Source organism: Streptococcus caledonicus (assembly GCF_042656225.1).
Lineage (GTDB): Bacteria > Bacillota > Bacilli > Lactobacillales > Streptococcaceae > Streptococcus > Streptococcus caledonicus.
The window spans coordinates 93,273-108,787 of the sequence record NZ_JBHSOJ010000016.1; the positions used below are offsets into that span (position 1 = coordinate 93,273).

The 15,515-nt window shown below is 36.2% G+C and carries 15 protein-coding genes; all 15 read left to right on the top strand.

All coding sequences use genetic code 11. From position 1 onward, the window contains the following. Positions 1-129: 129 nt before the first annotated feature. The gene (ylqF, locus tag ACFPQ3_RS04485) at positions 130-981 is read left to right on the top strand and encodes a ribosome biogenesis GTPase YlqF (RefSeq protein WP_156805726.1); all 852 of its coding nucleotides are present in this window, start codon (positions 130-132) and stop codon (positions 979-981) included. Continuing rightward, positions 968-1,735: a ribonuclease HII gene (locus tag ACFPQ3_RS04490; protein WP_156805727.1), complete on the top strand. Its 768-nt coding sequence runs from the start codon at positions 968-970 to the stop codon at positions 1,733-1,735. The genes ylqF and ACFPQ3_RS04490 overlap by 14 nt, the downstream gene beginning before the upstream one ends. A 1-nt stretch (position 1,736) precedes the next feature. After that, entirely contained in the window at positions 1,737-2,288 is a 552-nt protein-coding gene (locus ACFPQ3_RS04495; RefSeq protein WP_156805728.1) for a sugar O-acetyltransferase, read from the top strand. A 53-nt stretch (positions 2,289-2,341) separates the two neighbouring features. Then, positions 2,342-3,181, top strand: a complete 840-nt coding sequence (dprA, locus tag ACFPQ3_RS04500; protein ID WP_156805729.1) for a DNA-processing protein DprA — start codon at positions 2,342-2,344, stop codon at positions 3,179-3,181. Positions 3,182-3,279: 98 nt separating this feature from the next. Continuing rightward, the gene (gene topA / locus ACFPQ3_RS04505; RefSeq protein ID WP_156805730.1) at positions 3,280-5,397 is read left to right on the top strand and encodes a type I DNA topoisomerase; all 2,118 of its coding nucleotides are present in this window, start codon (positions 3,280-3,282) and stop codon (positions 5,395-5,397) included. A 99-nt stretch (positions 5,398-5,496) separates the two neighbouring features. Then, positions 5,497-6,132 carry an SGNH/GDSL hydrolase family protein gene (locus ACFPQ3_RS04510; RefSeq protein WP_156805731.1) on the top strand — a complete coding sequence of 212 codons (636 nt, stop codon included), beginning with the start codon at positions 5,497-5,499 and terminating at the stop codon, positions 6,130-6,132. 7 nt (positions 6,133-6,139) lie between these two features. After that, positions 6,140-7,270, top strand: coding sequence for an AI-2E family transporter (locus ACFPQ3_RS04515; RefSeq protein ID WP_156805732.1), 1,131 nt, complete (start codon positions 6,140-6,142; stop codon positions 7,268-7,270). 459 nt (positions 7,271-7,729) lie between these two features. Continuing rightward, the gene (gene glf / locus ACFPQ3_RS04520) at positions 7,730-8,836 is read left to right on the top strand and encodes a UDP-galactopyranose mutase (RefSeq protein ID WP_156805760.1); all 1,107 of its coding nucleotides are present in this window, start codon (positions 7,730-7,732) and stop codon (positions 8,834-8,836) included. A gap of 6 nt (positions 8,837-8,842) precedes the next feature. Further along, the gene (locus ACFPQ3_RS04525) at positions 8,843-10,648 is read left to right on the top strand and encodes a polysaccharide biosynthesis protein (RefSeq protein ID WP_156805733.1); all 1,806 of its coding nucleotides are present in this window, start codon (positions 8,843-8,845) and stop codon (positions 10,646-10,648) included. Positions 10,649-10,723: 75 nt separating this feature from the next. Continuing rightward, the gene (locus ACFPQ3_RS04530) at positions 10,724-11,326 is read left to right on the top strand and encodes a sugar transferase (protein WP_156805734.1); all 603 of its coding nucleotides are present in this window, start codon (positions 10,724-10,726) and stop codon (positions 11,324-11,326) included. After that, positions 11,326-12,156: a glycosyltransferase gene (locus ACFPQ3_RS04535; protein WP_198039888.1), complete on the top strand. Its 831-nt coding sequence runs from the start codon at positions 11,326-11,328 to the stop codon at positions 12,154-12,156. The genes ACFPQ3_RS04530 and ACFPQ3_RS04535 overlap by 1 nt, the downstream gene beginning before the upstream one ends. Before the next feature lie 201 nt (positions 12,157-12,357). Continuing rightward, the gene (locus ACFPQ3_RS04540) at positions 12,358-13,191 is read left to right on the top strand and encodes an NAD-dependent epimerase/dehydratase family protein (RefSeq protein ID WP_156805735.1); all 834 of its coding nucleotides are present in this window, start codon (positions 12,358-12,360) and stop codon (positions 13,189-13,191) included. 5 nt (positions 13,192-13,196) lie between these two features. Next, entirely contained in the window at positions 13,197-14,018 is an 822-nt protein-coding gene (locus tag ACFPQ3_RS04545; protein ID WP_156805736.1) for a hypothetical protein, read from the top strand. Continuing rightward, positions 14,006-14,590 (top strand): acyltransferase, encoded by a 585-nt coding sequence (locus ACFPQ3_RS04550; RefSeq protein ID WP_156805737.1) that lies wholly within the window; start codon positions 14,006-14,008, stop codon positions 14,588-14,590. The genes ACFPQ3_RS04545 and ACFPQ3_RS04550 overlap by 13 nt, the downstream gene beginning before the upstream one ends. Continuing rightward, a complete protein-coding gene (locus ACFPQ3_RS04555; protein ID WP_156805738.1) occupies positions 14,580-15,503 on the top strand; it encodes a glycosyltransferase in 924 nt (307 codons plus the stop codon). The genes ACFPQ3_RS04550 and ACFPQ3_RS04555 overlap by 11 nt, the downstream gene beginning before the upstream one ends. Positions 15,504-15,515: the final 12 nt, after the last annotated feature.

Here is a 15,515-nt window from a genome sequence, read left to right on the forward strand (position 1 = left end):
ATCTTCAAAATCATGCTATAATAGATAAGAATGAAGATATTAATGGAAAGAAGATTGAGGATTTCTATCTGAATTAAATAATTGAGATTTGGCTATTCAAACCCTTGATATGAAAGGAACTATAAACTCATGGCAACTATTCAATGGTTTCCTGGGCACATGTCTAAAGCTCGGAGACAGGTACAAGAAAATTTAAAGCACGTGGATTTCGTGACAATTTTGGTGGATGCAAGGCTTCCCTTATCCAGTCAAAATCCCATGCTGACAAAGATTGTAGGAGACAAACCTCGTCTGCTCATTTTGAACAAGGCTGATTTAGCTGACATGGCTTTGATTAAAGAATGGCAGAGCTACTATGAAAAACAAGGCATTAAAACCTTGTTAATCAACTCCAAAGAGCAATCTACAGTTAAAAAAGTAACCAAGGCAGCACAAGACTTGATGGCAGATAAGATTGCTAAGTTGCGTGAACGTGGTATTCAAAAAGAAACCCTACGCACCATGATTATCGGTATTCCAAATGCTGGTAAATCAACGCTAATGAACCGCTTAGCAGGGAAGAAAATTGCAGTTGTCGGCAATAAACCAGGTGTTACTAAGGGGCAGCAATGGTTGAAATCCAATAAAAATTTGGAAATCTTGGACACACCAGGAATTCTTTGGCCCAAATTTGAAGATGAGTTAGTTGGGCTAAAATTAGCTTTGACAGGCGCAATCAAGGATCAATTGTTGCCCATGGATGAGGTGACTATTTTTGGTTTGACCTATTTCAAAGAAAATTACCCAGAGCGTTTACAGGAACGATTTAAGGGGATTAACCTTGACGATGAGGCTCCTGAAATTATTATGTCTATGACTCGAAAATTGGGTTTTAGAGACGATTATGACCGCTTTTACCAATTATTTGTCAAAGAAGTTCGTGATGGCAAGCTCGGTCTTTACACGCTAGATAAGGTCAGTGATTTAGATGGCAACGATTAAGGAAATTAAGGAAGTCCTCCAAGGTATTACAACTCTTGAAGACAGTCGATGGGAAGACTTTGCCAAGGATGCCCGTGCAGGAGTGCAGACAGCGATTAAACAACGTCGCAAAGCCATTCAAGCCCTCATTGACGAGGAGCTACGTTTGGAAAAAATGCTGTGCTACGAAAAGGCCTGGTATGCCGAAGGGATTGAGCTGATCGCAGGGATTGATGAAGTGGGCAGAGGTCCCTTAGCTGGTCCGGTTGTCGCAGCAGCAGTCATTTTGCCGAAAGACTGTAAAATTCAAGGCTTGAATGACAGTAAAAAAATTCCCAAAAGCAAGCACCGTGCCATTTACGATGCTGTTATGGCAGAGGCTTTAGCAGTCGGTATTGGAATAAAGGATAGTCAGGTCATTGATGAGGTCAATATCTATGAGGCGACCAAGTTAGCCATGATAGAGGCGCTTGAAAACCTATCAATCAAACCACATGGACTGTTGATTGATGCCATGACTTTGGATGTTCATTTGCCGCAGCAGTCTATTATCAAAGGGGATGCCAATTCGTTGTCAATCGCCGCAGCTTCTATTGTTGCAAAGGTGACGCGTGATGATATGATGGCAGATTATGATGAAACTTTTCCTGGCTATGCCTTTGCCAAAAATGCTGGTTATGGCACAGCAGACCACTTAAAAGGTCTGAAAACATTAGGGATTACTCCGATTCACCGTAAGACCTTTGAGCCGATTAAGAGTATGATTGGAGACTAGGATGACGGAACGTGACAAGATGCTAGCTGGGCAACTCTATGATGCAGGGGATGCGGAACTGGTTGCCATGCGCTTAAAAGCCAGAGAGAACATGCGTTTATTTAATGATGAAGACGACAGGGAGAAGCGCAAGGCGCTGGTCAAATCATGGTTTGGAGGGACAGGTGAAAACTTGCTGATCGAACCACGCTTTGTCTGTGATTATGGCAGTAACATCTATGTTGGTGACAATTTTTATGCCAACTTTAATCAGACCTTTTTGGACGTCTGTGAGATTAGAATTGGTGACAATGCCATGTTTGGTCCCAATTGTCAGCTCTTGACGCCCCTCCATCCCTTGGATGCCAAGGAACGTATCTCAGGTCTAGAATATGGCGCACCAATCACTATTGGCAATAATGCCTGGTTAGGTGGTGGCGTGACCATCTTACCGGGGGTAACTCTTGGTGATAATGTCGTTGTTGGTGCAGGATCCGTTGTGACCAAGTCTTTTGGTGATAATGTGGTCATTGCTGGTAATCCCGCTAAAATTATTAAATACTTAGAAAGTTGAGTTGGTGCTCAACTTTTTTTGCTTTTCTACGAATAATCAAGTGGAGGTAAGGCATGAACAATTTTGACTTATACAAATTACGAAAAGCTGGGTTAACCAATCTTAATATTTTAAATATCCTAGACTATCAAAAGCGTGTTGAAAAATCTCTATCTTTACGCGATATGGCAGTGGTTTCTCAATGTAAAAATCCTGTTCTATTTATCGAAACCTTTAAAAATCTTAATAGTAAGGAACTGCGTGAGGAGTTCAACCGTTTTCCTAGTTTGTCAATTTTGGATAAGGAATACCCACTTGAACTCAAAAATATCTATAATCCACCTGCTCTGCTATTTTACCAAGGGAACTTAGATCTTTTGAATAAGGAAAAACTAGGAGTCGTTGGTTCTAGGAAGTGCTCAGAAGTTGGTACCCAATCTGTAGCCAAGCTGATTAAGGAGATGGGGAATCGCTTTGTGATTGTCTCTGGTCTGGCGCGTGGGATTGATACCAGTGCCCATGTGGCTGCTTTGAAAAATGGTGGAGCAACGATTGCGGTTATCGGTTGTGGCTTAGATGTTTACTATCCTAAAGAAAATGCAAAATTACAAGACTATATCTCTAGAAATCAACTTCTCTTGACCGAATATGAGGTTGGTCAGGCACCGAAGAAATTCCATTTTCCAGAGCGCAATCGGATCATAGCTGGACTGTCTCGTGGCATTATCGTGGTGGAAGCAAAAATGCGCTCGGGAAGTTTGATTACTTGTGAACGAGCTATGGAAGAAGGACGAGATATTTTTGCCGTTCCAGGTAATATTTTGGATGGAAAATCAGATGGCTGTCATCATCTAATCCAAGAAGGTGCAAAGTGCGTCACTACAGGCTTTGACATCATTTCTGAGTATTTTTAGAAAATTGACTTTTTCCTATAGGAGAAGTTTTCTATTGACAGGATTAAAAAACTGGGTTATCATGCTATAGATTTAATTGAAAAAATAAAGGAAAATCTATGGCGACTGCAACAGTTAGTAAAACGAAAAAAACATCGAAGAAAAAAGCTAGTAAGGTGACAAAGAATTTGGTTATTGTAGAGTCACCAGCCAAAGCTAAAACCATTGAAAAATATTTAGGACGCAATTATAAAGTTGTGGCTTCTGTTGGACATATCCGTGATTTGAAAAAATCCTCTATGTCTATTGATTTTGAGAATAACTATGAGCCAGAATACATCAATATTCGTGGTAAAGGTGACCTGATTAAGACATTGAAAAAGGAAGCTAAGGGTGCCAAGCAAGTTTACCTCGCAAGTGACCCGGATCGTGAGGGAGAAGCGATTTCTTGGCACTTGGCGCACATTTTAGACTTGGATTTGACAGATAAGAATCGTGTTGTTTTCAACGAAATCACAAAGGATACGGTAAAAAATGCCTTTGTTGAACCTCGTCAAATTGACATGAATTTAGTGAATTCTCAACAAGCACGCCGCGTCCTCGACCGTATCGTTGGTTATTCGATTTCACCCCTTTTGTGGAAGAAAGTTAAAAAAGGCTTGTCAGCGGGGCGTGTGCAATCTGTTGCCCTAAAGCTTATTATTGACCGTGAAAATGAAATCAAGGCTTTTAAACCAGAAGAATACTGGACCATCAACGGTGCCTTTAAAAAGGGAACCAAAAAATTTGAAGCATCTTTTTATGGAGTGGATGGTAAAAAGCTCAAATTAACTAATCATGACGATGTCAAGGCGGTTCTGGCACGTTTACAGGGAGATGAATTCCTTGTTGATAATGTGGAGAAGAAAGAACGTCGTAGAAATGCTCCGCTTCCTTACACTACATCATCAATGCAACAAGACGCAGCTAATAAAATTAATTTCCGTACCCGTAAAACCATGATGGTTGCGCAGCAATTATACGAAGGGATTAATCTCGGGTCTGGCCAGCAGGGTCTGATTACCTATATGCGTACGGACTCAACTCGTATTAGTCCAATTGCCCAAGGTCAAGCGGCAGCGTACATTAGTGAACGTTTCGGTGACAAATATTCCAAGCACGGGAATCGTGTCAAAAATAGCACCGGCGCCCAAGATGCTCACGAAGCGATTCGCCCATCAAATGTCTATCAAACACCAGAGAGTATTGCGAAATATTTAGACAAAGATCAGCTTAAACTCTATACCCTCATCTGGAATCGTTTTGTCGCTAGTCAGATGACGGCTGCAGTCTTTGATACCATGAAGGTGGAACTGTCACAAAATGGTGTTATGTTTGTTGCTAATGGCAGTCAGGTCAAATTTGATGGCTACATGGCTGTATATAATGACTCTGATAGAAATAAAATGCTTCCAGAAATGGCGGCAGGCGACACGGTTAAAAAAGTGTTAACAAGCCCAGAGCAGCATTTCACTCAGCCACCAGCACGCTATTCGGAAGCAACTCTTATCAAGACGCTTGAAGAAAATGGTGTGGGACGTCCGTCAACTTATGCTCCGACACTTGATGTGATTCAGCGTCGCTACTATGTCAAATTAGCAGCAAAACGCTTTGAACCAACAGAACTTGGTGAAATCGTTAACTCTCTCATTATCAAATTTTTTCCAGATATTGTAGATGTTAAGTTTACGGCAGAAATGGAAGGCAAACTTGACGAAGTTGAAATTGGTAAAGAAGAGTGGCAAAAAGTCATAGATGCTTTCTATCAGCCATTCTCTAAAGAGTTGGAAAAAGCAGAGACTGAAATCGAAAAAATCCAAATCAAGGATGAACCAGCTGGTTTTGATTGTGACCTCTGTGGTCATCCAATGGTTATCAAGTTGGGACGTTTTGGTAAGTTTTACGCTTGTAGCAATTTCCCAGACTGTCATAATACAAAAGCCATTACAAAAGAAATTGGCGTGACCTGTCCAACCTGTGGACAAGGTCAAATCATTGAACGTAAGACAAAACGCAATCGCATTTTCTACGGTTGTGACCGTTATCCAGACTGCGAATTTACTTCTTGGGATATGCCCGTTGGTCGCGCTTGTCCAAAATCAGGTCATTACCTTGTTGAAAAGAAAGTTCGTGGCGGTGGCAAACAAGTCACATGTAGCCATGAAGAATGCGACTACAAAGAGGAAAAAGTGAAATAATCTATTAAGAACTACTTCATATGTTGAGGTAGTTTTTTGTTTAAGGCACCATTTTTGCTATAATAGGTAAAAGGAGATTTTTTATTTAAGGAGATTTAGATGCCTAATACTGATACCATTAGTCCAGAGTTATCAGCTTATCACCAAAAACGCTTGGCACAGTTTCGTTTGGAAAATGAAAAAGTAGAGCCGGAAAGCATCGTTTTTGTAGGGGATTCGATTACAGAATTTTTTCCAATCAAAAAATATCTGGGAAGACATTTGCCACTTGTTAATCGTGGTATTGCAGGGACAGATACGAACTGGTTATTAGAACATTTGGATGAGCAGGTAGCAACGCTTGAAGCTAGCAAGCTTTTTCTCATGATTGGGGTCAATGACCTTGGTTTGGGTTATTCGGTGACGGATACGGTTGGCAAAATAGCAGAGCTGGTTAGCCAGCTTCGCATGTTAAGTCCTCAATCAGAAATCTACCTGCTCTCGGTTCTTCCTGTAAATGAAGCGCAAGCTTTTTCCAAAATGGTAAAAATAAGGAAAAATGCAGATATTCAGTTACTTAATGCCAATCTGAAAACTTTGCCGGGAGTGGATTTTATTGACCTTTATCCCTTGCTTTTGGATGGTGATGGTCAGTTAGCCAGTAAGTACACAACAGATGGATTGCACCTCAGTCAGTTAGCCTATGAGAGTCTAGCGGAGGTGTTGGGATCTTATTTGAATGAAAGTGTGGTATAATCAACATATGAATTTTGAAAAAAAACACGTTTACTCGATTGTCACGGCATTTGTACTTTGTTACATGATTCAAGCCTATTGGAAGGCTGGTGCTAATTTTTTAGGTACCGTTTGGTCGGCTAGTCAACCGTTTTTAATTGGTGCAGCTATCGCTTATATTGTGAATATCGTTATGTCTGTTTATGAACGTGTATTTGGTATCGTTTTATCAGGTACACGAGCAGAAAATGTCAAGCGTGGCTTATCAATGACGTTGGCTTATTTGACTTTTGTGGTGGTCATTGTCTGGATTTTTTCTATTGTCCTCCCAGATTTGATTGAAAGTATTAAGTCTCTTTTAGCGATAGATACTTCTGTTATTAATCAATGGATTAATGAAATGAATGATAATACCTACGTCTCTAGAATACTTGATTATATTGGACAAGATAAAGACTTAGCTCAAACGATTAGTCGCTATAGTCAACAAATTTTACAACAGGTCTTAGGCGTTTTGACAGGTGTTTTAACCTCAGTCTCTTCTATTGCTTCAACCTTACTCAATGTGTTTGTCAGCCTCATTTTTTCCCTCTATGTTTTGGGAAATAAAGAAACTTTAGTCAGACAAGTTGGGCTTTTGATGGATACTTATCTTGGAAAATATGCAGGACCAGTGCGTTATGTGGTGGGCATTTTAGATAAACGATTCCATGGATTTGTTGTCAGCCAGACTCTGGAAGCAATGATTTTGGGAACACTTACAGCTCTCGGAATGACTCTCTTTGGCTTTCCATATGCTGCAACAGTAGGAGTATTAGTTGCATTTACTGCCATTATTCCTGTTGTAGGAGCTTATATTGGCTTGGTTATCGGGTTTATTTTACTAGCGACTCAATCAATCACTCAAGCACTTTGGTTTGTTGTTTTTCTAGTAGTTCTGCAACAATTTGAAGGTAATCTTATTTACCCTCGAGTAGTTGGGGGCTCAATTGGTTTACCAGGCATGTGGGTTTTAGTAGCTATCACAATAGGCGGTGCTCTAGCTGGTATTTTAGGAATGCTAATAGCAGTACCTTTAGCAGCCAGTCTCTATCAAATCATCAAGGATCATGTTATTAAAAAACGTCACCATCAAAATAGCGTTCTAGGTACAGAATAATAGAAACGAAAGAGGTTGGTAAAAACTCAATTTTTAACCGTTCTCTTAAAATCGAATAATATAAAATAGCTTAAAATCAACGTTTCTTGGCGATGTTAATCGGAGCTTTGTTAGCTGTAGCGGGGTGACTTATAATGAACAACAGGAGAGGACTAGATTGGTCTTCTCTTTTGAAGTTTAAAGCGAAATAAATCCGCTTTTTGAAGTTGTCAGAGTTAGTTAAACTAAGGTATTTATTATTTTTTAGACTTTTTGTCCAACATTTTTATTAGTAAAATCGCATCAACTGTTATAGAACTTTTTATAATTTAAAACTGTCAAACTCCCATTATTTGTGCTATAATTAATATGCTTATTATGGAGGAGTGTGTGCCAAAGAATGGTTAGCACTAAAAATAGAAAGGTATTTAGCTGTTAATGGAAAAAGAAGAGGTGCCCACAGGACGTACTTTTTTTGGTATGTATGATTATTTGGTTGTTGGTGCGGGTCTTTTTGGGTCAGTATTTGCTCATGAAGCTGCTTTAAAAGGAAAAAAAGTTATGGTTATTGAAAAACGTAACCATATTGCAGGAAATATCTACACCAAAGAAGTAGAAGGAATTCAAGTGCACGAGTACGGTGCTCATATTTTCCACACATCTGATAAGGAAATTTGGGACTATGTGAACCAATTTGCGGAATTTAATCGCTACACTAATAGTCCAGTGGCTAACTACAAGGGTGAAATCTATAACCTTCCATTTAACATGAATACCTTTAATAAACTTTGGGGTGTTGTAACCCCAGCAGAAGCACAAGCTAAGATTGATGAGCAACGTGCAGTGCTAAATAGCAAGATACCAGAAAACCTCGAAGAACAAGCCATTTCACTTGTTGGTACAGATATCTATGAAAAACTCATCAAAGACTACACCGAAAAACAATGGGGCAAGCCAACGACTGAATTACCAGCCTTTATTATTCGCCGTTTACCAGTTCGTTTAACTTATGATAATAATTATTTTAATGATACTTACCAAGGCATACCAATCGGTGGTTATACTCAGATTGTGGAAAAAATGCTAGCGCATGAGAACATTGATGTTGAGACTGGTATTGACTTCTTTGATAAGAAAGGAGAGTATTTAAAAAGTTTTCCCAAAATTGTGTTCACAGGAATGATTGATCAGTTTTTTGACTACGAACTTGGTGAATTGGAGTACAGAAGCCTTCACTTTGACACAGAAATCTTGAACGTGGAAAATTATCAAGGAAATGCTGTGGTTAACTATACCGATGCAGAGACACCTTACACACGTATCATTGAACACAAGCACTTTGAGTTCGGTATGCAAGATAAAACCATTATTACCAAGGAGTATTCAAAAACTTGGACTAGAGGGGATGAGCCGTACTATCCAGTCAATAACGAGCGCAATAATCATCTCTATAAGGAATATCAAAAATTAGCTGAGAAGCAAAAAAATGTTATTTTTGGTGGACGTCTCGGTCAATACCGTTACTATGACATGCATCAAGTCATAGCAGCAGCCTTACAGTGCGTTAAAGGAGAATTTGGAGAATAATTTAGGATGACTTTAACACGTAATCATAAGAAAATCATTTTAATGGCATTAGATACTTTGCTGATCATTAGCTCACTGTATCTTAGCCAAATCTTTTTAGATGTTATTGCGCATATTACTCGTGATTATTTTAGAATTGCCATTATTTTAGTTCCGTTATTTTATCTTATCATTGCCTATATGTTAAAAGTTTTCTCGGTTATTAACCGTTTCACGGACTACAGAAGTTTAGGCAGTGTCGGAATCTCGGTAGTTTCTAGTTATGTCTTTTTTACAGGATTTTCTTTTTTTGTTTTTAATGTTTTTAGCTTGCGTTTTATTTGTTTAGGTGCCTTGTTATCTTATGCTATGCTGATTACACCAAGAATTTTATGGCGATTGGTCTACGAGTGGCATTATAAAGATAAATCACATAAAAAAACTAACAAGAAAAAAACATTAGTTCTAGGAGCAGGTTCTGGTGGAAGTGTTTTTATTCGAACAGTTCAAAATAGCGATACGGATATTGACATTGTTGGTATATTAGATAAAGATTTAGATAAAAAAGGAAGCTACCTGCACGGTGTTAAAGTGTTAGGCAATCATTTTGATATTCCTAGACTGGTTCAAGAGTTAAGTGTAGACCAGTTAACAATTGCAATCCCTTCAATAACTGCGAGTGAGCAAGAAACGATTCTGGATATCTGCCAGGAAATCAACCTTCCGGTCAATGTGATGCCTCCAGTAGAGGAGCTAGTCTTAGGACAGGTGAATACGGATCAATTGAAAGAAATTGATATTGCAGATCTTTTGGGACGAAAAGAAGTAGTGCTTGATCAAAGCCAATTAAGTGACTTTTTCTCAGATAAGACAGTTCTTGTGACGGGTGCTGGAGGATCAATTGGTTCTGAAATTTGTCGTCAAATATCGCAGTTTACTCCTAAGCGATTATTATTGCTAGGGCATGGAGAAAACTCAATTTACCTCATTCATCGTGAATTAACCAATAAGTACAAGGAAAAATTTGAAATCATCCCAATTATTGCAGATATTCAGGATCGTGATTTGATTTTTTCCTTAATAAAAGACTATAAACCAGATGTAATCTATCATGCTGCCGCTCATAAGCATGTTCCTTTGATGGAATATAATCCTCGTGAGGCAGTTAAAAATAATATTTTTGGAACAAAAAATGTTGCTGAAGCAGCTAAGGCGGCTGGTATTGCTAAGTTTGTCATGGTGTCTACCGATAAAGCTGTTAACCCACCAAATGTGATGGGGGCTACCAAGCGTGTCGCAGAGATGATTGTCACAGGACTAAATGAAGCAGGTCAAACTCAGTTTGTTGCTGTTCGTTTTGGTAATGTTCTAGGAAGCCGCGGCAGTGTCGTTCCAGTCTTTAAAGACCAGATTGCCCAAGGAGGTCCCTTAACTGTAACAGACTTCCGAATGACACGGTACTTTATGACCATACCAGAGGCAAGTCGACTAGTCATTCAAGCAGGTTACCTTGCTAAAGGGGGCGAAGTATTTATTCTTGACATGGGAGAGCCGGTTAAGATTCTTGACTTAGCTAAAAAAGTCATCAAACTTAGTGGACACACTGAAAAAGAGATTGGAATTGTCGAATCAGGAATTCGCCCTGGTGAGAAACTTTATGAGGAATTGTTGTCATCAGAAGAACGTGTGAGTGACCAAATCCATGAAAAAATCTTTATCGGAAAAGTCACACCAAAACCAATGGCAGAAGTGGAAGATTTCATCAGTAAATTATTAGATTTGAATGTCGTTACACTGAAAGAAAAATTAATTGAGTTTGCAAAACAGGAGTAGAAAGTAAATTATTTTTACTTTCTTAGAGGTCAAGGGAGTTTGACTTCTAAAAAGGTAAAAATTGAGGAGATAAACATGTACTTAAAGCTAAAAAGGATGTTAGATGTCATTATTTCAGGTTTGGCTATTCTAGTGTTAAGCCCGATATTATTGATTATTGTAATTGCGATAAAATTAGACTCAAAAGGTTCTGTTCTTTTTAAACAAAAACGAGTTGGAAAAGGTAAAAAGTATTTTATGATTTACAAGTTTAGAAGCATGTATATTGATGCTCCTAGTGATATGCCAACTCACATGCTCAAAAATCCAGCGGCAATGATTACAAAGGTTGGTGGCTTTTTGAGAAAGACTAGTCTAGATGAATTACCTCAGTTATTTAATATCTTCAAGGGTGAAATGTCTATTATTGGACCTCGACCAGCATTGTGGAATCAATATGACTTGATTGAAGAACGTGATAAGTATGGTGCTAATAACATTCATCCAGGATTGACAGGATGGGCACAAATTAATGGTAGAGATGAGCTTGAAATTGATGTAAAAGCCAAACTTGATGGTGAGTATGCTAAAAAAATGAGTTTCTTGTTTGATTTAAAATGTTTCTTTGGAACTTTCATTAGTGTGCTCAAAAGTGAAGGTGTTGTTGAAGGTGGAACTGGTAGAATTAAGGAGAAATAATGAGTAGCGCAAAAATACAATTCTCTGTTTTGATGTCGGTATATCATAAAGAAAATCCTGAGTTTTTAAAATTAGCAATTGAAAGTATAACCTCTAATCAAACCATAAAGCCAGATGAAGTGGTGTTGATTCAAGATGGGCCATTGACTAGTGAGCTTTATAAGGTTATTGATCACTTTAAGAGTGAACTTCCATATTTTAAAACTTATTCAATGGAAAAAAATTCTGGTTTGGGGAAGGCCCTCGAATATGGTATCACGAAATGTACTTACGTTTGGATTGCTAGAATGGATTCCGATGATATTGCTGCTAGTACAAGATTTGAGGAACAATTAGATTTTATTAAAAATAATCCTAAAGTTGATGTTTTTGGAACTAATATTGCAGAATTTGATAATGATATTTCAGAAACAAAATCATTAAAAGTAATGCCAGAAAAACATGATGACATTTTAAAAATGAGTAAAAGACGTAATCCGCTGTGCCATATGACAGTGATGTATAAAAAGTCTGTAGTAGTGGCAGCAGGAGGATATCAGGATTTGCCATTTGTTGAAGATTACTATTTATGGGTTCGAATGATAAATTCAGGAGCTAGATTCGCTAACTTAAATAAAGTTCTAGTTTATGCACGTATAGGAAATGGGATGTATACTAGACGTAGTAATAGAAAGCAAATTGAGAGTTGGAAAGTGTTGAATCATTTTATGTTTGACAACAAAATGATTACAAGAGTAGAAAAAATGCAAAATATAGTTTTAATTTATACCTTTGTTCATATACCTGAGAAATTAAAAAAAATCATGTATAGAATTTTGTTAAGAAGTTAAAATTTATTAGTGTATTATTGGGGAACGAAATATTCAGGTGAAATGACCTTTTACTAATCAACAATGACTATGGAATTCTGTTGCTTTTTGTAAATGAGAGTTTTATTTTGATAATTTGATATTAAATAACAATTTGGGTAGACTCCTTAGCGCAAATTAAAAGAGGGCTATTGGAGTGTGATAAACAGTGGAGGAGTTATTATGAAAATTTTAGTAACAGGAGCTAACGGATACCTAGGTAAAGGTGTAGTGAAAAAATTATTAGATGCTGGAAGCGAGGTAATTGCAACTGATTTTGATGATAGCTTTATTGATAAACGTTCAAAAATAGTTATTGAAAATATTTTTGAAATTGATAATCCGTATGAATACTTTAACAAACCTGATATCTTACTGCATATGGCTTGGAGAGATGGCTTCATCCATAATTCAAAAAGCCATATTCAAGATTTGCCTTATCATGCTGATTTCATTTCAAAAATGATTGATTCTGGCATAAAACAAGTTGTAGTTCTTGGAAGTGTGCACGAAATAGGTTTCTATGAAGGAAGTGTTTCTGAGGAGACCCCTTGTAACCCCCAAAGTTTGTATGGGATAAGTAAGAATGCACTTAGAGGTATTGTGCAATTAGCTTGTCAAAAGAAAAATATAATTTTTCAATGGCTTAGAGGTTTTTATATAGTTGGCAACACTGAAGATGGTAGTTCACTTTTCTCAAAAATTGTGCAAGCAGAAAAAAAAGGAGAAAAAGAATTTCCATTTACAAATGGTTTAAATCAATTTGATTTCATTGATTATGATGAGTTTTGTAGCCAGGTTAGTAATGTTGTTTTACAAACGAATGTAAATGGAATAATTAATATATGTTCTGGTAGACCTGAAAAGTTATCTGATAGAGTTGAGTATTTTATCGCTGAAAATAAATTTCAAATAAAATTAAAATATGGTGCTTTTCCAGAAAGATCATACGACTCTAAAGCAATTTGGGGGGATAATAATAAAATAGTAGAAATAAAAGATAGAGCTGGAGGATAATTTTTATGGTAGATGATTTGGCTATTGTTTTACCGATTTATGATGGATATGAGTTAATGTGGGACGATTGTATTAATTTGATTAAAAAGTACTGGAAACATCATCCACCCATTTTTGTTTTTACCAATGAAATCAAAAAAGAATGGGAAAATGTTAAATGTTTTCCTGTAGGTGCTAATGCAGAGTGGAGTAAAAAAGTCCAAAAAGCGCTTGAAATCATTGATAAAAAATACATTATCATTTTGCTTGAGGATTTTTTTATTGGAGATTTTGTTGACAATGAAAAAATTAAAACATTAATTGCATTTATGAAGTCTCATGAAATTGATTATGCAAAATTAGTTGATAATAATAGAGTTATTAAAAAATCTAAGCCAAAATTTGTTGAAGGTTATCCATATGAAGTTATTTATCAAGACGAAGAATATGGAGTTTGCCTCCAAGCATCTATATGGCGAAAAAAATTTCTGTTTGAATGTGTTGGTAATGAAAATTATAATGCTTGGATTTTTGAATTAAATGAGGTTCTTAAAACTCGTGGTCGTGTGCATGAAATTGCATCAAATTTAATTGAAGTACCAGATAATATTTTACATATACAGCATGGTGCTCTCCAAGGAAAAATGATTCCTAAAACAATAAAATATTTTGAAAAAAGAGGTTATTCACTTACTAAAGGTTATTCAATTATGAGTCGAAGTGAATATCTGAAATGGTATTTCAAACAATTTGGCAAAGATGTCACTCCACAATTTGCTATTCCGATAGTCAAGAAAATTGCAAAGAAATTTGGGTATGATTTTGTTGAAGAAAAATGGAAAAAATGATTGAATTTAATTTAAAAAAAATTAAAATTTGGATATATATGTTGTGTAAACACCCTGTTATATTTTTCAAAAAGACAATCACGACAAATTTATTAATTAAGTCTAGATCAAATATTAATAATATTGATAAAATAAAAGAGGGAAACAATGTGGTGCTAGGATATGATACTAGAATCAATTTTTTTGGCGATTCTAGGCTATACATCGGTAGTGGTACTTATTGCTGTAATAGAAATTCCTTTTTAGTAGGTGCAGACATAAAAATTGGAGAGAATGTTTTGTTAGCAAGTGATATTTGTATTACTTCTGAAAATCATGGAATCAATCCAGAATCAAAAAAATTTTATATGAATCAAGATTTAGTATTTTCACCAGTAGAAATTGGTGATGGATGTTGGATTGGTGAAAAGGCAATCATTTTGCCAGGAGTAAAAATTGGGAAAAAATCAATTATAGGGGCAGGGAGTATTGTAACAACGTCAATTCCAGATTACTCAATTGCTGTTGGTAATCCTGCAAAAGTTATAAAAAAATATAATGTAAAGGAAAAGCAATGGGAATATGTTAAATAATAAAATTGTAGTTTTAATGACAACTTATAATCCAACTGAATATATTTTTGAACAGATAGAAAGTATATTAAATCAAAAGGGGGTTGTTGTTGAGCTAATTATTAGAGATGATGCTTCTTCAGAGAAAAAGAATTTGAATAAAATTAAATTAATGTATCCAAATATTACGATAATTGAAGGTGAAGTTAATTTAGGAGTAGCAGAAAATATAAAATCTTTATTAATGTATGCTTCAAAAAACTTTAGTGATTATGAGTTTTTCGCATACAGCGATCAAGATGATGTATGGAGAGAGAATAAATTGAGTGCCGCACTCTCTTCACTAAGTAAGTTAAATTTAGATAAACCAGCATTGTATTATGCAAATCTACTAGTTACCGATTCAGCTTTAAAACCTACTCATGAATTATTTAAGAAAAATGTAGTGAAGAATACTTTGGGACAAGGTTTGGCACAAGTTTTTCTATTTGCTTGCACGACAATGTTCAATAAAAATATGATTATGGAAGTAGTTAAATATGATTTTAATAGTTTAGGTTTTGATAGTCTTATTTATTATATTGGCATAATTAATAGAAATATTGTTTTTGATAATAATCCACATATTTTGTATCGACAACATGGATTCAATGTCTCTGGTAAAAAGGAGAAAGGATTGAGTTATTTTATATCTAAGGTGTTTGGTATTTTAGCTAATAATGTCGAGACGAAACCGATGCAAATCAAAGCAAAATTTATTGAGGCATATTTATCTGATTTACTTACAGTTGATGAGAGAGATATGGTCAAGAAAGTTTCAAATTATTCTGGTATGCTATCTAGATTAAATATTATTTTTGATTCACGAATTCAATCTGGTTATTGTCCGAAAGATATATATCGCTGGTTGAGACTCTTGATGGGAAATTATTAAATTCGAAAGGTT